The organism is Methanosarcina sp. WWM596 (assembly GCF_000969965.1).
Taxonomy (GTDB): Archaea; Halobacteriota; Methanosarcinia; order Methanosarcinales; family Methanosarcinaceae; genus Methanosarcina.
Map to the genome: position 1 here is coordinate 2015195 of NZ_CP009503.1, position 19542 is coordinate 2034736.

General features: G+C 39.2%; 15 protein-coding genes. 6 read left to right on the top strand and 9 right to left on the bottom strand.

What is annotated here, in order from left to right:
- Positions 1 to 210 precede the first annotated feature (210 nt).
- Together MSWHS_RS08895 and MSWHS_RS21495 are read right to left on the bottom strand one after the other, a co-directional pair.
- Positions 211 to 981: a transposase gene (locus MSWHS_RS08895; protein ID WP_231585683.1), complete on the bottom strand. Its 771-nt coding sequence runs from the start codon at positions 979 to 981 to the stop codon at positions 211 to 213.
- Between the two features lie 73 nt (positions 982 to 1054).
- Positions 1055 to 1222 carry a helix-turn-helix domain-containing protein gene (locus MSWHS_RS21495; RefSeq protein WP_082088343.1) on the bottom strand — a complete coding sequence of 56 codons (168 nt, stop codon included), beginning with the start codon at positions 1220 to 1222 and terminating at the stop codon, positions 1055 to 1057.
- Positions 1223 to 1250: 28 nt separating this feature from the next.
- Between MSWHS_RS21495 and tnpA the strand changes: the two genes are divergently transcribed.
- The gene (gene tnpA, locus MSWHS_RS08900) at positions 1251 to 1664 is read left to right on the top strand and encodes an IS200/IS605 family transposase (protein ID WP_156148120.1); all 414 of its coding nucleotides are present in this window, start codon (positions 1251 to 1253) and stop codon (positions 1662 to 1664) included.
- Between the two features lie 458 nt (positions 1665 to 2122).
- Positions 2123 to 2872 (top strand): endonuclease III domain-containing protein, encoded by a 750-nt coding sequence (locus MSWHS_RS08905; protein ID WP_048127835.1) that lies wholly within the window; start codon positions 2123 to 2125, stop codon positions 2870 to 2872.
- 240 nt (positions 2873 to 3112) lie between these two features.
- On the opposite strand, the gene MSWHS_RS08910 is transcribed toward MSWHS_RS08905, so the two are convergent.
- The gene (locus MSWHS_RS08910; protein ID WP_048127833.1) at positions 3113 to 3325 is read right to left on the bottom strand and encodes a hypothetical protein; all 213 of its coding nucleotides are present in this window, start codon (positions 3323 to 3325) and stop codon (positions 3113 to 3115) included.
- Between the two features lie 806 nt (positions 3326 to 4131).
- On the opposite strand from MSWHS_RS08910, the gene MSWHS_RS21500 reads away from it, so the two are divergent.
- Positions 4132 to 4278 (top strand): hypothetical protein, encoded by a 147-nt coding sequence (locus MSWHS_RS21500; protein ID WP_156148118.1) that lies wholly within the window; start codon positions 4132 to 4134, stop codon positions 4276 to 4278.
- Positions 4279 to 4459: 181 nt separating this feature from the next.
- Here the strand turns inward: MSWHS_RS21500 and MSWHS_RS22310 are convergent, their stop codons facing one another.
- The 3 genes from MSWHS_RS22310 to MSWHS_RS21505 all read right to left on the bottom strand — a co-directional run bounded on the left by MSWHS_RS22310 (position 4460) and on the right by MSWHS_RS21505 (position 6946).
- Positions 4460 to 4681, bottom strand: coding sequence for a DUF5652 family protein (locus MSWHS_RS22310; RefSeq protein ID WP_048127829.1), 222 nt, complete (start codon positions 4679 to 4681; stop codon positions 4460 to 4462).
- Between the two features lie 883 nt (positions 4682 to 5564).
- On the bottom strand, positions 5565 to 6461 hold the full coding sequence (locus tag MSWHS_RS08930; RefSeq protein WP_048127825.1) for a carbohydrate kinase: 897 nt from the start codon (positions 6459 to 6461) through the stop codon (positions 5565 to 5567).
- Positions 6462 to 6592: 131 nt separating this feature from the next.
- Positions 6593 to 6946: a hypothetical protein gene (locus MSWHS_RS21505; RefSeq protein ID WP_231585684.1), complete on the bottom strand. Its 354-nt coding sequence runs from the start codon at positions 6944 to 6946 to the stop codon at positions 6593 to 6595.
- 58 nt (positions 6947 to 7004) lie between these two features.
- Between MSWHS_RS21505 and MSWHS_RS08940 the strand changes: the two genes are divergently transcribed.
- Positions 7005 to 7796: a hypothetical protein gene (locus MSWHS_RS08940; RefSeq protein ID WP_156148116.1), complete on the top strand. Its 792-nt coding sequence runs from the start codon at positions 7005 to 7007 to the stop codon at positions 7794 to 7796.
- Positions 7797 to 7936: 140 nt separating this feature from the next.
- Positions 7937 to 8398 (top strand): hypothetical protein, encoded by a 462-nt coding sequence (locus MSWHS_RS08945; protein ID WP_048127821.1) that lies wholly within the window; start codon positions 7937 to 7939, stop codon positions 8396 to 8398.
- 329 nt (positions 8399 to 8727) lie between these two features.
- Here the strand turns inward: MSWHS_RS08945 and MSWHS_RS08950 are convergent, their stop codons facing one another.
- The 3 genes from MSWHS_RS08950 to MSWHS_RS08965 form a co-directional block, all read right to left on the bottom strand.
- Positions 8728 to 9120: a VOC family protein gene (locus MSWHS_RS08950; protein ID WP_048127818.1), complete on the bottom strand. Its 393-nt coding sequence runs from the start codon at positions 9118 to 9120 to the stop codon at positions 8728 to 8730.
- Positions 9121 to 9222: 102 nt separating this feature from the next.
- A complete protein-coding gene (locus tag MSWHS_RS18455; RefSeq protein WP_052722665.1) occupies positions 9223 to 15447 on the bottom strand; it encodes a PAS domain-containing protein in 6225 nt (2074 codons plus the stop codon).
- Positions 15448 to 16090: 643 nt separating this feature from the next.
- A complete protein-coding gene (locus tag MSWHS_RS08965; protein WP_052722666.1) occupies positions 16091 to 16681 on the bottom strand; it encodes an undecaprenyl-diphosphatase in 591 nt (196 codons plus the stop codon).
- 377 nt (positions 16682 to 17058) lie between these two features.
- On the opposite strand from MSWHS_RS08965, the gene MSWHS_RS18460 reads away from it, so the two are divergent.
- Positions 17059 to 18996, top strand: a complete 1938-nt coding sequence (locus tag MSWHS_RS18460; protein ID WP_052722667.1) for an N-6 DNA methylase — start codon at positions 17059 to 17061, stop codon at positions 18994 to 18996.
- Positions 18997 to 19542 lie beyond the last annotated feature (546 nt).

The following is a 19542-nucleotide window of genomic DNA, read 5'->3' on the forward strand; positions in this document are numbered from 1 at the left end:
ATAAATAAACCAAGTGAACTACCACTCAGCTAAAGACTGAGTGGCTTCTTGGTTCATTCCTCCCTCTATTGAGGGCAAGTCCCCAAGCTCATCCCCGTAGTCCCTACGGTGTCATAATCCAATTAGATTCTGATCTATGAGAGCGAATTTTTTAATATTGATAGCGGCATTAATGTATCTATCGTGTTTGGTTTTACAGTCTGGACAAATCTATTCTCTGTCTTTTAGCTGAAGCTCTTTATTGTGGTATCCACACACACTACATAGCTTAGAAGAGGGTCCAAATTGTCCTATTCTCAGGACGGTTTTTCCAAACCATTGAGCCTTATATTCCAACTTTATTACAAAACTACTCCACGCAGAATCACTTATAGCCTGTGCTAAGTGATGATTCTTAACCATGCCTTTAACATTTAGAGTTTCCAGAGCTACAGCTTGGTTTTCGCTAACAAGTCTAAAAGAGAGTTTGTTCTGGAAGTCATTTCTCTGATTTGTTATTTTGTCATGCAGTACAGCAAGTCTTCGTTTAGCTTTTGCCCTGTTCTTAGAGCCTTTCTGTTTCCTTGAGACTCTTTTCTGTAATACTTTGAGCCTTTTAAGAGAGTTTTTCAAGTACTTTGGATTCTCAACCTTTTCTCCTGTTGAAAGGACAGCAAAGTCTTTGATACCTACATCAATTCCTACTGTTGTTGATTCTGTGAAAGCTTCCTTTACTGGAAGTTCTTTTCCATCTTCAACAAGGGATACTGATGTAGTAATGTCCTTTAAATGTCCTTGATACCGTAGCCGTTTTAGGCTCTCTTTCAACTTCCTGTGAAGGACTGCTTTAATTGGTTCTATTTTAGGAAGCTTGATAGTATTAGTTTCAAAGTTTACAGTGTAGTGTTGAGGTACAGGGAAAGACTGTATCGGAATTCTTTTTTGATTTGAACTTGGAAACCTGGTTTTCTCTCTAAAGAATCTAGTGAAAGCGGGATTCAACTGCTTAGTCATCCCCTGTAATGATGAGAGTTAACTTCTCCTAACCACTCATTAGAAGCCTTTAGAGTAGGAATTAATTTGTTAAGTCAAATCTGGAAATTGATTCCCCTGCCTGCTCATAAGTTTTAATTTTCTGGTCAAGTGCCCAATTATAGACAAATCTACAGCTACCTATATGCTGATTCAATTGAATAGCTTGTGTAGTTGTAGGATAGAGTCTAAATTTGAACGCTTGCATCATACAAAGGCATTATATGATTTAACAACATATATACTTTTTGGTAAATACGAAGTATGAAACACGGAATCATAGCAAATTTTTGTTAATGTATCATGTTATTTTTGTTTGCAAATACCGAAAAGTCATACTTGAACCAATTAGCGAAGAACTCAAACAGATTATGAGTGACATTTCAAAAGAGTCTAACTTTGAAATCCTTGAAATGGAAACTGACAAAGACCATATTCATTTCTTGATCAAGAGTGAGCCGAAAGTTAGCGTTTTGTCAATTGTCAGAAAATTGAAACAAGAATATACTAACAGGTTATGGAAAACTCAAAAAGAATATCTGAAAAAGTATTATTGGGGTGAGAATACGTTATGGAGTGATGGTTATTTTGCGTCTACTATCGGAAATGTGAGTAAAGAGGCGGCAGAATATTACATACGGAATCAGGGTTGAAGTTGACGCTTATATCCCCTGAGCTAAAGACTCAGGGGTTTTACGCTTCTTCATATAAACCGATGCCTGCAGACAGGCTAATAGTTATAGTCCAACATCTAATAGTTATAGTATAATTTTAATAATTCTAATATAACTTTAATAATTATAATCAAAAATTTAATATTCATAGTATAAGATTTAATAATTATAGTCAAACATTTAATATTTATAGTATAACATCTAATAATTATGGTCAAACATTTGATGATTATAGTCCAAAATTTTATTCACCTCAATATTTTCTCACCTGCCTTCAGACCGGCAGACTGAGAAACTTTACCTTTTTTCTGATTAAAGAGCAGGCAATTTAAAGTAGAATTGCATCAAAACATTTTGAAAGGATATTTTTAAACAAGTTCCAGATATTCTGGATATGGAAGAATTAAAATGGAATTCCCTGATATAGATGTGTTGAAATGAAGAAGAGTGTTCAGAACCTCAGTTCCGGAAGAACCTTTAATGAACCTGTTATCCGTAAGATCTACGGCTTCCTCTTTGGTTCATACGGCCCTCAGGGCTGGTGGCCTTTAACAGAACTTCAAGACAGTAGCGGGACAAATCCCACAAAAACAGGATCTATCCGGGGGTATCATCCCGGAGACTACACCTATCCACATACAGAGAGTCAGCAATTTGAGATTATTTGCGGAGCCCTGCTTACGCAGAATACGAGCTGGCAGCAGGTTGAAAGAGCGCTCATCAACCTCAGGCAAATGGACTCCCTTTCTCCGGAAGCACTTTTATCCCTTGACTCAGAAACCTTAAAAGAAGCCATAAAGCCTGCAGGATATTATAACCAGAAAGCAATGCGTCTCAAAATCCTTGCCGAGTGGTTTCTGAATTTGAAAAGCAGAATGCCTAAGCGGAAAGAACTGCTCTCGATAAAAGGTGTTGGGCCCGAAACTGCCGATTCAATCTTGCTGTACGCCTTTAAACAGCCCTCGTTTGTGGTTGATGCATACACCAGAAGAGTTCTAAGCAATCTTGGCCTGGCTGAAGAGAAAGCAAAATATTCAGAAATCAAGTCTCTGTTTGAAGAAAATTTACCGGAAGACCTGGCCATCTATCAGGAATACCATGCTCTTCTTGTGGAACATGCAAAGAGGTATTATCAAAAGAAGATTAATTATTCGCAGTGTCCGCTTCTAAGAATTGTCCCTGAATGAAAATTTCTATGAATTAAAAGGTTTTAAAGGAGAAGAAGTAGCTACTGGCGAAACTTCCGCTGAAGTTCTCGCTGTATTATTTTCTTAACCCGACTTAAATACTGGTTTACGTGATCAAATTCTAGAAAGGCAATCAAATGCCCTATTAAGTGATTGAATACTTGATCTAATCCAGAGTTTCGTTACGCTTTGGTTTGTGCTTTCTTTCTTATCTTTTTCCCTTATGGGGGTAGCCTGTTCTTATAAGAGCTTTATTCCATCCCAGTCGGAAAGGTCTGCATCAAGAACCCCTTCATGGACCATCTTTTCAATCTCGTTTTCGACCTGTCCGTAAGTGAATTTATAGTCGTATGAGATCGCGGAGATTACATCCGGGCTATGGCAGAACCTATCTGGAAATGCGTTATTGAATATTGCTATGTTCTTGATAATTAAGTTTCTAAGTTTTTCCATATTTATATCACCTGTTTTTATTTTAATTTACGATTGTTTTTTATTTTTGTCTAGTTTTTGGTTTCTCTTCGACATAGTATAGTTGTTTGGCATCTATAAATAGATTTCCTATGTAGTAAATATATGTCATAGATACCTATATATTTTTAGTTCATCGATTTGAGTCTATTATCATAATATGCTTCGTCTAAATAAAGATAGGAAAGTTCTTTACTCAAACAACGCAGGTGAACCCCTGCTGCAAAAGTAGGGTGTGGGACCTGGAGAAAAACGGCTTTCTATGCGAAAGCCTCCAAACCTTCATAGACAAAAGCTTAAAGCTGGTTTTCAGTACCCTGAAACTCGAATACTGCAAAATCCTGGATTTGTAAAGCAGATTACTGATATTTTCGGGTACCTGTCCGTAAGCAGACGGCAAAGAGTTCTACAGGCATACATGGTGCCAAAAAGTATACAGGAAATAGTCGCTGCCTCTTCTTCACTAATTTTCAGGATTGTGCAGTGCCCAAAGGAAGATAGGATCCATTCTTTTCTGTAAAATCCGGTTCTCAGGTTTACATCGTAGAAAAAGTTTTTTGCTTTTATTTCCGAAAGCAGCCCTTTAAGCGAAAGGGATTGTTGCGATATGTGAGAGTTTTGAGACTATATTTACAATTAAAAAAAATATGTCATACTTTTTGCTGGCGCGCAGATCTCAGTAATATGCCAAGCATGACAAAATGTACTTACGTATCTAGCATTATAATATTAGAAAACATGAAATAAAGAAAAATTTAATCGAAAATTAAACTAATAGAGGTGTATCGATGGATGGGGTTAAAAGAGTGTGCAAAAAAGCTGCAAAAATAGCTTTTTGTGTTGTTATGGGCGCCGGTTTAATTGGTTTCGTTAAAGGCGTATGTGTAGGTTATTTTATTGGTCGTCACAAAAATAAATGTGTTGGCACGACATAAAAAGTACTTATAAAGATGTATGGGTTAAGGGTAATAGGGTTTCCTTTTAATCGATGGGTAGGACTGCAGGTAGAGGTTGGATCGCAGGTAGGGACTTGAGAATAGGGACTCAAAACCTTATCATCTACTTTTGAACTAATTTTCTGAATATCGGTGAGATGTGTAATTTGATCTTTTTGATTTATATTCCCTTTTTCCCTTCCTTAAATACGAAAATATAAAGGATAGGTAAAATACCTACCGTATTCAAAAAGAGTATAACAATAAACCAGTATCTCTGAGATTCTCGTGCTGCCTTCCATAGAGCTATACCCTTCCAGAAAAGCTCCCACAGTACCAGAATTATAATCAGGGCTGAAAATTGTGGATTTGTTTGAAGCAATGAGATAGAAGTGTCTACCATTTTCCTCTCTGGAATGTAAGAGACTATCCAAAATTAAGAGACTATCCAAAATTAAGAGACTATCCAAATTTAAGAGACTATCCAAAATTAAGAGACTATCCAAATTTAAGAGACTATCCGAAAGCCCTGTTCTGTACAAAAAAATTGTTTTTTATTATTCTGACTTTATAGAAATGAACTAATTTTTGGCTAGAGCAACTTTCTAAAAAAAAGATTGTGCATAATCCTTACACGTGCGTTGCGTTTTTTGAAGATACCTATTACCCTGGTAATACAGTGTGTGGAAGCTGTTTTGCAATTTTTAGCTAAAGAAAAGCCATTTAATTTCTATATATACGTTGACAAGCATAAGAGTGATCAGAACTATCAAATGCCAGCCTCGATAGTATTTCATGTCTGGCTTAAGTTCCTTATCCCAATCATCTTCACTTCTTTTTATATATTTTCCTCCTTTGTTTTTTATTGTTTCAATCCCTGTTTTGCTGGAAGCTATTTTGCAATAGGGTTTCAAAAAGCCCTATTATTCTTTTGTTTTCAAAATAGAGCAATTTATCAGCAGATATTTTTTGACATTTTCCGCGGATCTCACTATTAAGCTAGGATATGTAAATATCAGCGGCATATAAATATTTCGAAAATGAACTGACTGACGTTGATATTATATTTTTTTAATATGCAGAAGTTTGTCATGAAGCCGCCATAAAAAGAGAGGAAATTTTTGTTAAAGATATTTTCCAAAAAAATAACTATGTATGGCTAATACAAAAGAGTACACTTTTTTTGAGTTACCTATATCCTCCTAATTTAGTGCGGGAATGGAATTAGACTCACAAAATCCTTCTATTTCAGATTCTAAGACTTGCAGGAAAGAAGATTTCCTTTCTCACTCTAAAATTCCCAGTTCTTTCATAAGTTCTTCCGAATACTCCGGCACCGACCCCGGTTTCGACGCTACATAAGTTCCAAGGATGCAGGCTATTGAAGTGGCTTTTAAAGCTCCGTACCCTGAAAGATAGGTGTACAAAAAGCCCGCAGAAAAAGCATCTCCGGCTCCGACTGTATCCGCAACCTCTACAGGTGAGGTTTTAATTTCCTCATAAACTCCATCCTGATAGACAGCTGCTCCCTCAGGTCCTTTTGTTATGCAGATTACGGATATTTTCTGGTATCTGTCCATAAGCAGGCGGCAGAGAGTTCTACAGGCATACGTGGTACCAAAAAGCATACCAGAAATTTTTGCTGCCTCTTCTTCATTCATTTTGAGGATTGTGCAGTGTTCAAGGGAAGATAAGATCCATCCCTTTCTGTAAAATCCGGTTCTCAGGTTTATATCGTAAAAAAAGTGTTTTGCTTTTATTTCCGAAAGCAGCCTTTTCAGCATCTTCCTGTTTTCTTCCGACCTCTGGGCAAGGGTCCCGAAGCAGAAAACGTCCCATTCCTCAGCTGCAAGCGCTTCAAATTTCCTTTCGTCCGGAGTAATCGCGTCCCAGGCCACCCCTTCATTTATCATGAAAATAGGGATTCCTTCGTCTTTAAGTTTGACAGTAACGGTTCCGGTTGGCCTTTTTTCATCAATCAGAATGTATGAGGTATCGACTCCCATTTCTTCAGCTCTGGCAAGGAGAGTTTTACCAAGCTCATCCTTTCCGACTGCGGTGAGTACAGCCGGTTTTGCTCCCAATTTTGCAAGGTGGGCTGCAAGGTTAAGGGGGGCACCTCCTAAATGGGCTGTGCCTTTGATGATATCAAAAAGGGCTTCTCCGAATGTGAGAATTTTCATGCTTTCGACCTGGTTCTGGTTCCTTTGAAGGTTTTGATCCCCTTGAGTTTTTTGATTCCTCTGGGATTTTGATTCCTCTGGGATTTTGATTCCTCCGGGCTTTGATTCCTCTGGACTTTTGGTCTCTTTGATTACCTGATAAGGCTCAAAGAGGCTGCAATGTCTTCGGCTATCATCTTTCTTTTGCTCTTTTCGATGAAAAAACTGGGGCCTGCTTGCAGGTAAGACGGAAAAGCTCTCTTTCCCCTGAAAAAGTAATCTTTGCCTCGAAGCTTGTAAGTGGACCCGGCGGGAATCACTTTTCCCTCTCCGTTTCTACTGGCAATGTAGTTGACGGCTTTGATTGCAACATCTCCCATTAACAGGAAAGCCTCCACGTTCGGAAAAAGAGAAAACTCCTTTTCCAGTATTAAAGGGAAGCGTATAGTACAGATGTAAGAGCTGCTATGATAGCAGACACTGATGATCAATATGTCTATGACCACTTAAATGGCCAAGGTACCATGGAATCAGATGAATATCCAGATGATAATTTGTATGCATATGGATCTTGGAGGTGTTGATTTGAATAAAATGATCTCATTAACACTTCTAATGCTTGTTCTTGGAGCATGTACTATTCATTGTGTAACAGAATCAGAAGCAAGTGACGAAGCCTTTTCTGATACAATAGAAAGCAAGGCTTGTGGATCATATGACGAAATTGTCATCAACGCTTCAGTTCCTGAAGTGGAAGAAACCCTTCCATATTATAAGGTGTTAAAGGAAGATAAAATCCACGAAAACGTGGATAAAGTCATTAAGCCTAGAGGATCTCTTCCTTCTGAAGAGGAAGCTGTCAAAATTGCAAATGAGTTCCTTGATGAACGAAACTACTTGCTAGAAGGAGCTTATATAAGTTTTCTGGACACGTATACTATCAAAACGATAAATGAAGATACAAATACTGTTGAAAAAGAAACACCTGTGTTCGTAAGAGTCTCCTATAATCGAAACCTCGATAGTTACCCGGTTGTCGGACCTGGGGACTCAATGGAAGTGTGCATTGGAGAAAATGAGGAGATTGTCTATTTCTTTAAAACTTGGAGAGAAGTCGAAAAAGCTGGTGAAGTATCCATAATTGATGCAAACTCTGCTATAGAAAAACTAAGGCAGAACGAAACTGTAGAAAAGCTAGCTGGATCTGAAAAATATCCAATTGAAATTAATGAAATCGAAATTGGCTATTACTCAGAAACGACTGGCAAGGATCAATCTTACTATAAACCTGTTTGGATTTTTAGAGGTAAAGATGGTTTAGGATATGACATTGTGAGGTGTGTGGAAGCAACCTAAAAAGCTGGATATAATAATAGAATTATTAAGAGTTTGAATATTAAATTCTCTTTTATTTTTTTATATTTTTGGATTCGCTCTGTTATAGTTCTGTTATAGTTAAAAGTTTGTAGAAATACAAGATTGTAGAGGTGATTTAGTTGGCCAATAATGTAAGGAATAAATTTATTATTATAGCTGTTCTCCTGATAACAGTTATAATTTTCTACATATCTCTTCCCATACTCATTCCTTTTATATTCGGAGGATCAGCAGCACCGTTTTTTGTAATACACAATCACGATACCAACAGTCATGAAGTAACAGTTGAAGTATTTGATCAAAATAATAAATCAATAATAAATAAAACATACATTCTTAAAAGTAAAAGTGATGTTTCCCTATCCCGCCCTTTAAAAGTAAGGCTCCAAGGAGAAAATAGAGAATATGCATTTAAGGTAACTATGGATAAACAAATTACAAACACAACTATAGTGGAAATTCCAGACCGTAAAACTTCAGTAGACATACGTTTATACACCGAATCCGATGAAATTATTAATCATAAAAATGATACCCATAAAACTATCCCTATTATTATAACAACTGTAAAATGGATGTGAGAAAAATACAATATCATAACTTACCTCACTAAAAAGATAATACATATCCGTCCGGGAATTCCAGAAAAACGGCAGAATTAACTTTCATTTAACCTTTTTCGTTATGTTTTGGGCTATGGGCTGCCGGAATTGGACCTGCTCTGTATCTCTCTTGCCAGAAAAAGAAAAGCCTTTAACGAGCTTTAGACGTGCTTCGGAGATATTTATGCAAGGGTGAGTTATTTGAAAATCAAGGCTTCCGATGAGGATGCTTTTGCGATCCAGAGCAGAATAAGGGACGAGAGCTGAGTAAGAAAAATAAAGGTTGAATATAAAAAATAAATAAAGAATTACCTGGCATTCATGTCAGGCTGCATTATCCCGAATATATTTTTTTCTGTGTCGAGACAATATGCAAGCCAGCCTATGCCGGGTATGGAACTCTTTTCCATAGTCACTTTGCCGCCGTGCTTCTGTATCCGATCCAGGTATTTATCGATGTCCGGGACATCTATTGTGCAGATATAGGTGCTTATCGGAGTGTCTGCTCCCGGTTCTTCTATCTGCCTCTTCATCAAGCCGCCATTAATTCCTGGATCTTCTTGTTCTCCGGTTGTTATATTCCAGTATTCTATTGGGCCTTCCCATTTCTCTATCTTCCAGTCGAAAACATCTTCGTAGAACTTTTTTGCCCTTGCAACATCTTCTGCATGTATTTCGAAATGAACTACTCTTGGCGTGATAACTACCCCCTGCTATAATTAAATAATCTGGATGGTATTTATATATTCATTCGGGCTTCACTTTTTAGAATAATGTATATTCTTTTGCTTATAATGGGTTCCTTATCTGGTTTCCGTGAAACTGATCCTGAATATAGTTCCTCTGTTCTTCTCCATTTTGATTGTACCCTCCAGCTGTTCTACAAGGATATTTACTAGCTGCAGGCCCAGTGAATCCGTATTCCTGAAGTCGATGTTTTCCGGAAAACCCAACCCATTATCTGAAACGACCAGTTTATACAGGTAACTCCTCTTGATTAAATTCCCTTTACTATTATTATTTGCGATCTTACCTATGTTTTTATTTTCGCTGATATCTTTCCGGCAGAGGGTAATCTGGATTTCCCCTTTCCTTCCGGGAGGGAAAGCGTGTTTTAGGGCATTAGAGACAAGTTCGTTGATAATGATCCCTAATGGGATTGCCGTGTCCATTCCCAGAAATACCTCATCCACCTCCAGCTTCAGCTTTACGTCCTCTTGCCTGACCATATATGAGCGTAGAATGTCCGAGGTAAGTTTCCCGAGATAGGCTGAAAAATCAAGGGTTTCGGTGTCTCCTGCCCTGTAGAGCTCTTCGTGGATAATGGCCATGGACACCACACGGTTCTGGCTTTCCCTGAATGCCTCTACCACTTTCTCTTCGCTGAACTGGTCGGATTGCAGTTCAAGGAGGCTGGATATTACCTGGAGGTTATTTTTTATCCGGTGGTGGATCTCTTTTTTGCGGATCTCATCGATTTTTGCCAGGGATTCTTCTGCTTCCTTTCTTTCGGTAATGTCGTAGACAGAGCCCTGCACAAGTACGGGTTTCCCTGAAGAATCGGAGATGTTCTGAAGGAGCTCACAGATCCAGCGCAATTTTCCATTCTTGTGCCTTATCCTGTATTCTCGTTCGATAAGGGTATTCGGAATAGTTCTCATTTTTACTGCATCTTCATAGATCAGGTGACGGTCTTCGGGAGCTGTTAACAGGGGCCAGAGAATAGTTCCAGAAAGAAATTCTTCTTCCGTGTATCCTGTGATTTCTTCCAGAGCCCCGTGCATGAAAAACGGATTGAAGTACATATCGCCCTGGAAAGCAATCCCCTTGAAGTTTTGCATAAATGAACGGTACTTCTCTTCGCTCTCCTTAACTTTCTCTATGGAAAGCTTGAGCTGTGTAATGTCTTTATTTGTCCCGAGCATCCTGTATATGCGTCCATTTTCATCCTTCAGGAATACTCCCCTGTTTTCCACATAAAGATAGGTCCTGTCCTTTCTCCTTAACCTGTATTCTTCACGGTACTTTTCTCCCTTTTCCAGGCACTTTTGATATGAATCAACCGTTCTTTTGCGGTCTTCCGGGTGTAAGAACTCTTTCCAGTCCTCCAGACTGATTAAATTTTTAAATTCCTCTTCACTGTAATCCGTAAGTTCTTTGATAGCTCCTGTCCAGTTTATTTTATCCTCCAGAATATCATAGTCGTATACCAGCTGCCCGGTCTGTTCGGCAACGATGCGGAACCTCTCTTCGCTTCTACGCAATTCTTCAGTTACAAGTTTCCTCTCAGTGATGTTTTTTATCACCCCGATCATCCGGTAGACTCTGCCCTCTTTGTTTCTCAAATAAGTTCCACAATCTTCCACGTAAATATAGTCCCCGGACTTTCTTTTAAGCCTGTATTCCTGAGTATAACTCTTACCGGCCTTGAAAACGTTTCTAAAATACGTAACTACTTTTTCATAGTCCTCTGGGTGGATGTGCTTTTTCCAGAGTTCCCTGGTCGTAAGCTGATGTATTTCTTCATGGGTGTAACCGCTAATGTCCCCAATAGCCCCTGCCCATTTTATACGGTCTGAAACTACATTGTAATCGTATACAAGCTGACCTGTCTTCTCTACTGCTATGCGGAACCTTTCCTCGCTTTCCCGGAGTTGTTCCATGGCAAGCTTTATGGGAGTGATGTTTTTTATTACCCCGACAGCCTTGAGGATCTGCCCTTCTTCGTTCCGCAGGTAGATCCCGCTGTCTTCTACATCGAAATGGCTTCCGTCCTTCTTCCTTAATCTATATTCCACACGGAAGTGGCTGTCTTTTTTCTGGAATTTTTTGAGTTCTACAAGAACCCTTTCCCGGTCTTTGGGGTGGACATGTTCAAACCACATCTTGCTGTCAAATTTCTGGAATTCTTCTATGCTGTACCCGGTAATTTCGGTGACTGCTCCTCCCCAGGTAAGTACGTTAGTCACATGGTCATGCTCAAAGACGATTTGTCCGGTCTGTTCGGTAGCGACCCGGAAGCGTTCCTCACTTTCCGAAAGTTTCTTCTGGGTAAGCTTCTTCTCTGTAATGTCTTTGATAACTCCAAGTGCCTTGCATATGTTTCCGTTTTCGCCTTTAAGGTAGACCCCTTCGTCTTCTACGGTGACATAGCTCCCGTCCGCCTTTTTGAGCCTGTACTCTTCAAAGAAATTCCCTCCTTCTTTTCTGCACTGTTCATGTGCCGAATTCACTCTTTTCCTGTCTTTAGGATGGATCAACCCAAGCCAGCTACTGGTGTTGATTTTTTGAAATTCCTCCATGCTATATCCAGTAATCTTGGGGATAGCTCCTGACCATTCAGTTATCCCTTTCTTATAGTCGTCATGATACAGGATCTGTCCGATATGTTCTGCAATCAGGCGGTACCTTTCTTCGCTTTTTTCAAGTTTTTCACGGGCAAGTTTCTGTTCCGTAATATCTTTCGTTAACCCGAGGATCCTATACGTCTGTCCTCTTTCATTCTCAAGAATGATTCCACTGTTTTCTACGTAAAAATAGCTCCCGTCTTTCCTTCTGAACCTGAATTCTTGCTTGAACCTTCCCCCTCTCTTTAAATACTCTTTTATATTTTTGAGCACATACTCACGGTTTTCGGGGTGGATATGTTTGCCCCAGATCTGGGGAGTGAATTTCTGGAACTCCTCATAACTATACCCGGTAAGTTCCTTTATGGCTCCGTTCCATTCAATGTTTCCTTTTTCCAGGTCCAGGTCACATACAATCTGTCCCGTCTGTTCAACTGCGATGCGGTACTTTTCTTCACTTTTCTCAAGCTTTTCACGAGCGAGTTTCTTTTCAGTTATATCTTTATTCACTCCAATGACCCTGTAAGGGAGCCCTTTTTCACTTTTCAGAACCGTTCCGCTGTTTTCCACGTAGAAATAGCTGCCGTCTTTCTTTCTGAACCTGAATTCTTCTTGAATCCTATCCCCGGTTTCCAGAGACCTCTTTATGCTTTCGACCACCCGCATTCTTTCTTCGGGGTGTATGTGTGAAATCCATTTGTCTTTTCCGAATTTCTGGAATTCTTCTTTGCCGTATCCCGTAATCTCCTCAATAGCTCCGGCCCAGTCTGTTTTTCCCGATTCAATCTCATAATCGTACACAAGCTGGCCTGTCTGTTCAGCTGCCAGTCTGTGTCTTTCTTCATTTTTCTCAAGTTTTTCCTGGGCGAGCTTTCTTTCAGTGATGTCTTTTATTGCACCGAGCATCCGATATACCCGGCCTTTCTCATCCCTCAGGAAAACCCCGTTATTTTTCACATGGATGTAGTTTCCGTCCTTCCTTCGTATCCGGTAGTCCTGTTGGTAATTTTTCCCCTCTTTCAGGATCTGTTCGTAGTACCCGGCTGCCCACTTCCTATCCTCAGGATGGATAAGAGATTCCCAGAGGTCCCTGGTAGAAATACGGGGGTCTTCGCTGCCGTACCCGGTGATCTCTTCTACCGCGCCCGCCCAGGAAAACCGGTCACTCTCAATATCATAGTCGTAGACTCCCTGCCCAATCTGTTCGGCAACGATGCGGAACCTCTCCTCACTTTCCACCAGTTTTTCCTGGGCGGACTTTCTTTCAGTGATGTCTTTTATTACCCCGCCAGTCCTGTAGACCTTCCCATCCTTGTCTTTTATGTAAAAGCCGTTGTCCTCTGCGTAGAAGTAGCTGCCATCTTTTCTTCTGAGCCTGTACTCTTTATGGAAGTTTTCCCCCGTTTCCAGGCATTTTTTAGAGGTTTCAACAGCCCTCTGACGGTCTTCCGGATGGAGGTGTTCAATCCAGACCTCAGGAATGAATTTCTGGAACTCCTCATAACTGTATCCTGTTAGTTTTTCAATGGCTCCTTCCCAGGTACTCCGGTTTGTCTTCAAGTCATAATCATAAACAAGCTGTCCTGTCCTTTCTGCAACTGCCCGGAATCTTTCTTCACTTTTCTCCAGAATTTCCCGGGCTATTTTCCTCTCGCTTATGTCCTTTAGTACTCCAATGATCCTGGATATGCGGCCACTTTTGTCCCTGAGGTACACGCTGCTGTCTTCCACATGGAAATAGATCCCATCCTTTCTCCTGAACCGATATTCTTCAAGGTATCTATCCCCTGTTCTCATGCACCTTTCATGGGCTTCCCAGGCCCTTTCCCGGTCTTCAGGATGTATATGGTCCCCCAAGCCTTCGAGGCCTACCTGCCTGAACTCTTCAGGGCTGTATCCGGTAAGCTCTTTGATTGCTCCCGCCCAGTCAACCTGCTTTGATCCAATGTAATAATCATATACAATCTGCCCTGTCTGCTCGGCAGCGATGCGGTACCTCTCCTCGCTTCTCCAGAGTTGTTTTTCCGCTGCCTTGCGTGGGGTTATGTCCAGCATGACGCCTGCAATCCCACTCACATTTCCGGAACTGTCTTCATAAGTGGCTTTGTGGAAAAGGAAATCTCTTTTTACACCGTCTGCACAGACTACCTCTGTCTCGTAATAATGGCTTCCCCCCTGCTTGAGAAGCTCCTGGTCATACAGCTGGTAGATTTCTGCAAGATCTTTAGGGATCTTTTTCTGAAATTCGGCAAAAGATCCTCCTATGACCTGTTCCTTCAGAAGCCCCATAATCTGGTTGGCAAAGGTTTCGTTACAGTTCAGGTAAATCCCGTCTTTGTCTCTCTGGAATACCGGGCTCGGGATGCCGTCAACAAGGGTTTCCAGAAAATTTGCGGTGTTCCGAAGGGTTTCTTCTGCCCTCTTAATCTGGGTTATGTCCTGCATAACCCCTACCATGCCGGCTGTTTTCCCTCCCTCATTCTTAAATGCAGCCCGGTTAATCAGGAAGTCTCTTATTTTTCCATCAGCACAGAGTAACTCTAAGTCCTGGCTTCGGTTCCCTCCGGTCCTGGCCAGTTCTAAATCTACCCTATGGCAGTATTCAGTAAGTTCTTCCGGGATAGATAATGAGAGGGATGGTAAGAGGGATGGTAGAGTTTTTCCGATGATTTTTTCCTTCGGGAGTCCGAGAATCTGGTTTGCAAAGACCTCATTGAAGCCTATGAAGGCGCCGTCTTTATCCTTGTAAAAGGTGGGGTTTGGCATGGTATTTAGCAAAGTGTTCAAAAATTGAATACTGTTTCGGATTTCTTTGCCAGTATTTTTTAATTCGGTTACATCCAGCATTACGGCAACCATGTTGTTTGTTTTTCCTTTCTCATCGGGAAAAGTCGCCCTGTTCACCAGATAATCCCTTTTTATTCCGTCGGCACAAACCAGCTCTTTTTCATAGGTATCGTTTCCCCCTTTTCTGAGAAGTTTCAGTTCCTGCTCGTGGATTTCTCGGGAGACTTCGGAAAAAGGTACCCTGTATATCTCAAAGAGTTTCTTGCCTATGATTTCCTCTTTTGCCAGCCCCAGGACCTTTCTGGCAAAAATTTCATTGCATCCCATGTACCTGCCTTCACTGTCTTTGTAGAAGACCGGGGCCGGGATTGTATTTAAAAGGATTTCAAAAAAGTGCAAATTGTTTCGGAGGACCTTGCCAATATACTTTCTCTCTGTAATTTCTTCAGTAAGTTTCTCGTTTTCATTAATGTATTCCGGGACTCCTTTTTCAACGAATTTTTCCAGTTTCGTTTGAAGGAGCCTGATTTTTTCTTCCGCTTCCACCTGCCTGCTTATGTCAAGCCCGTAAATGTTTACGCAGCCCTCTTTGGAGAGGGGGAAGAGCTTTATTGAGTACATCTTTTTTCCTGCAGTAAGCTCCAGGTATTCCGGACTTTTTAGAGCAAGCACTCTCAGGATGCTGTGCCTCAGGGCTTGAGGGACTCTTTCCTTTTCCCGGACTCCCCAGTCTTCCAGCAAAGGAAACGCCGCCCTATTGGCATAGACTATTGTACCATCCTTTTCCACTCTCAGGATAGGATTCGGATCATCGGAAAGAAGCTGTCCAATTAATTGTTCATTTACTTCCCTTTTGAGCTTTCTGCTGTCTTCGAAGCTTTTAGAGTCCCCCATTTTTTCCTCACTTTTCTGCTTCTGTTCCCTTTCTTTGTGGAAATGAGCCCTTTTGCCCTTTGCTCAAAATCTCCGACTAAAATTAGTTTATAGAGGATTGCTTTAATTAGTTTATAGAGGATTGCTTTAATTAGTTTATAGAGGATTGCTTTATTTCCACCGTTAATATCATTTGTTTGATACTCCCGGAAACCTTTCATTTAAAAATGTATACCTTTTTGCATTATGCATCCATTATTTAAAAAGTATATGATGTGTATCGAATATTTGTATAATTATGGGGCATTTACATTCAAACCAGAAGAGTGATTCATTAATTCTTCATTCATTTTATTGAAATTGACCTTAAAAACTGAGTGCTCTTTTTTGAATATTAAGATATCCTAAAAAAGAACGCGTGCTAATTATGCGAGATTAAGCCTTCGTTTGTCCAATGTTACCTGGTTGATGGTTTTGAGTAAAAGAAAATAATGACTGGTTAATACAGGCGCCCAAAACTACCAATAAACAAAAAACACGGGCTAAATTATATCCAAACAACAAGAAAGGGAAAAACATGCTGTTGATGGACATAACAACATTTGACCCTGAAAAAGCCCCGATAAAATCTTTTGATGAGAAGGGCTATATTAGAAAATTATTACTATGTTTTCAAATTACCTTTTGTGAGCTTCTTCTCAATATTTTCAAAATAGGTAATCAATATGCGATTAACAGGAATCAGATATTTTTTCAGGACAAGCAATATCCCGACAGAAAATGATGCGACAAGCAGGGAACCCGCCATATCCATAGGGAAATGCAGCCCTGCATAAACCCTCGCGAGCCCGCTGAGGAACGCAAGTATGAATAATATCGTCCCGTTGCACCTCAAATCTCTGGATGTCAGGAGCATCAGGGAAACAGAAAACATTATAGTAGCATGGTCAGACGGAAAAGAAGACTCGGCGACATGCGCGATAAGGAGTGTCCCGGTGGGGATCATAAAGGGTCTCGGGTGAAAATAAAACAGAGTAATGATGAAATTTATTCCCAGGCCAAGAAGGGCTGCATATCCGGCAAACAGAGCTTCCTGACGATATTCATTTTTTGCAAGCCAGGTATATGCAAGATAAGCAGCAAAAATACAAATGAGATACTGCGCTGCAAATATCATAGTAGTATCAAAAGCAAAGTTCTTTCCAGCTATATCATTGATGATATGAAATAATGTCAGATTCGGATCCGTTATCATAAAGTTCACTTTAAAGCATGCAAATTTAACTTATATTGTTTTATACCATTAATTGGCTTTTGGTTGCCTGCCCACAGGATTGTTTTTTTTGTTTATGCATGGACAAATTAATCCCGGAAATTTTTGAGTAAATACGCAGTCCTTTTCCACTGTAATCTTTACCTTATCGTTCTCATCTGGTTCAGTCTCTCCGCAGCTCTCACGATAGATAATGCTCTCACTTTTTCTTTTCTTGTTTTTTCACTTCAATTCTTGTTATTATCTTTTAACCTAGTTTGACAGTTTGATTTTTATGTTGAAAAGATGGAATTAATTCTAACTAAATAATGGAATTAATTCTAACTAAATAATGGGGTTAATTCGTTAGAGGTTTGTTTATGTTTATTTCCACATTTATCCCAACTAAAGAGCTTTCAGGTAAGTTTCGAACTGCGCATGACATGATGCGCAACATTGATGGATTGCAACCTCAAGAAGCGTTTGATGAATTATTGAAATATATATTTTTAAAAACTCAAAGTGAAATAAAGGGGGATATTCTTGATTGCGAGAAAAGATTGTGTGATAGCGGATCTTTTCTCATACTGGAAAATGAACAATATACTAAATTGAACAAACTTCTTTATAATTATTTAGAACGAGTTGAATGGCTTGAAACTATATGGAATAATAAAAAATTCAACTTATCAAAAAAAGCACTTATTGCAATACATGAGATATTTAAAGATGTCACACTAACTGATATTTCTGTAGACAAAAAAAGTGCAGCTTTAAGGACTTTTCTAACGCCTGATATTAGAAAAGGTTTAGGAATATTTCTGACTCCTGATGAAGTCGTAAAGAGCATTGTTGAATATATTGATCCAAAACCCGGAGAAAAAATTTTGGATTTAGCATGTGGTTCAGCAACATTCTTGATAGAATCCTGCAAACGTTTGCAAAATAATTCCCCAAATATTTCAAATTTTGAATTATATGGCTTAGATAAAAACCCTCGCATGCTATTACTTGCTCAGCTGAACTTAGGTTTTGATGAAAAGTGCATATTTCATAACAAACTTGCAGACTCCTTATTCGTTAAAGAGGGAAGTATTGATTGGTATGTAGCAAACTCTTTTGACATAATAATTACAAATCCTCCATTTGGAGTAATTCTTGATAGTGACCAATATGATTTATCTAAATATTCAGTATGTTTAAACAAAAAAAGGCAATATAGTGAATTAGTTTTTCTGGAAAAATGCATGAAATTACTAAAACCAGGGGGTAGATTGGGTATAGTACTACCCAGAAGTGTAGTAACTAATTCTTCCTTTTTCAATGAGAGAAGAGAATTGAGCAAATATGGCTACATTGAAAGTATTGTAGTGCTGCCGGCGGAAACATTCCAGATTTCGGGAACTCAAACAACAACCATATTATTATTTGCAAAAAAATATTCGTACCCGGAGGAAATGGAGGAAAAATCCTTTGTAAAATATGTAAATATATTAAATATAGGTTATGATAGCACTGGAAGATTTAGGGACGGAAATGAATTACCATATTTAGCTTCTAACCTAAAAGATAATTGTGAAGGCTGTGAAAAAAAATTAAAACTAATTCAATTAGGTCCCACAAAAAAAAGCAGTACGTTATCAAATATTAGAGAACTAATGTTGAAACGGTTCGAGTCTGAAGATTGTATGAAATTGGGAGAGCTAACTACATATGTTGGGACAGGTAGAACCCCACCAAGAAGCAAATATAGTAAGAATGATGAAGGTTTATTTTTGGTGAAAGTTGGAAATTTAACAGGAAAAGGAATAGATTGGCTACCCAGAGATAGAAATTTTATAGGCGAAGATGAAAAAAAGAAACGTGAAAATAGCAGTACAAATTTAATGCTTCAAAAGAATGACATTTTATTAACAAGCTCGGCTCACTCCCCAAAATACATCGCAGAAAAGGTAGATTTTATAGAAGAAATCCCGGGGGTGATTGGTGGTCAGGCTTCATACGTAGGCGAAGTCATGCTAATAAGACCTGATATTAAAAAAATTGATCCCTACCTCTTATATATTTATTTATCACTTCCTTCAACGAAAGAAAAAATTCAAAGTATGATTACAGGGCAAACTGCACACTTGAATTCGAATGATTTGAAAAGCTTGACCGTCCCAATGGATTATATCGAGAGCACACATGAATTAAATAAATTCAAAGAAATTGTGAAACAACAAGTTAAACTTGCTGCTGAATTAAATTGCACAATCTTCAAAAAATTGAAGTTAATCAATTTGGTAGAGTCCTCAAATATAGGCAGAGATCTTTGATATGTTCAGGGAATTTTCCAACCCCTGTTATTCCTTTCCACAAGAGCATTCTCACAACCTGACAGGATGCACCTGACAGGATGCTATACATGGATGCCGGTTTATGAGGTCAAGGACGGAATGGTTGTCCAGCCTGACTGTGTCTACGTCATCCTGCTTAACCACGCGTGATTTTTCAGGCTGGTACGCCGAAGTTCTGGAAACTTACCGCAACCAGCGACTCACCAAATATAATATTAGATGCTCTAAGTCTATTGCCACTGGTTTTTCAGTTAAACTGCGGAAGATCTGTGCTTTCAACAATTGAAATAGCGGTATTTTATGCTTGCGCCTTGAAACCTCTAAATAAACGAATATATTACTTTTTTTTAAAAATATACGATTTTCAAGGAGCTTTATGCTTATTTAACACCTGATTTGTGACGATATGTGATATCAAAAGTTTAGAAAAAATTATTTTCATAAATAAATCCTTTTAAACCCTTTTTACCCATAAATAAATTCATTTTTCAGGGAGGAAAATTCCTTAACTGATGGCCAATTGAG

Bases quoted from the DNA above. Each gene is read 5' to 3' on its own strand.
- MSWHS_RS21495 (WP_082088343.1), bottom strand. From the start codon at position 1,222: ATGATGCAAGCGTTCAAATTTAGACTCTATCCTACAACTACACAAGCT.
- MSWHS_RS08905 (WP_048127835.1), top strand. From the start codon at position 2,123: ATGAAGAAGAGTGTTCAGAACCTCAGTTCCGGAAGAACCTTTAATGAA.
- MSWHS_RS08910 (WP_048127833.1), bottom strand. From the start codon at position 3,325: ATGGAAAAACTTAGAAACTTAATTATCAAGAACATAGCAATATTCAAT.
- MSWHS_RS21500 (WP_156148118.1), top strand. From the start codon at position 4,132: ATGGATGGGGTTAAAAGAGTGTGCAAAAAAGCTGCAAAAATAGCTTTT.
- MSWHS_RS22310 (WP_048127829.1), bottom strand. From the start codon at position 4,681: ATGGTAGACACTTCTATCTCATTGCTTCAAACAAATCCACAATTTTCA.
- MSWHS_RS08930 (WP_048127825.1), bottom strand. From the start codon at position 6,461: ATGAAAATTCTCACATTCGGAGAAGCCCTTTTTGATATCATCAAAGGC.
- MSWHS_RS08940 (WP_156148116.1), top strand. From the start codon at position 7,005: ATGGATCTTGGAGGTGTTGATTTGAATAAAATGATCTCATTAACACTT.
- MSWHS_RS18455 (WP_052722665.1), bottom strand. From the start codon at position 15,447: ATGGGGGACTCTAAAAGCTTCGAAGACAGCAGAAAGCTCAAAAGGGAA.
- MSWHS_RS08965 (WP_052722666.1), bottom strand. From the start codon at position 16,681: ATGATAACGGATCCGAATCTGACATTATTTCATATCATCAATGATATA.
- MSWHS_RS18460 (WP_052722667.1), top strand. From the start codon at position 17,059: ATGTTTATTTCCACATTTATCCCAACTAAAGAGCTTTCAGGTAAGTTT.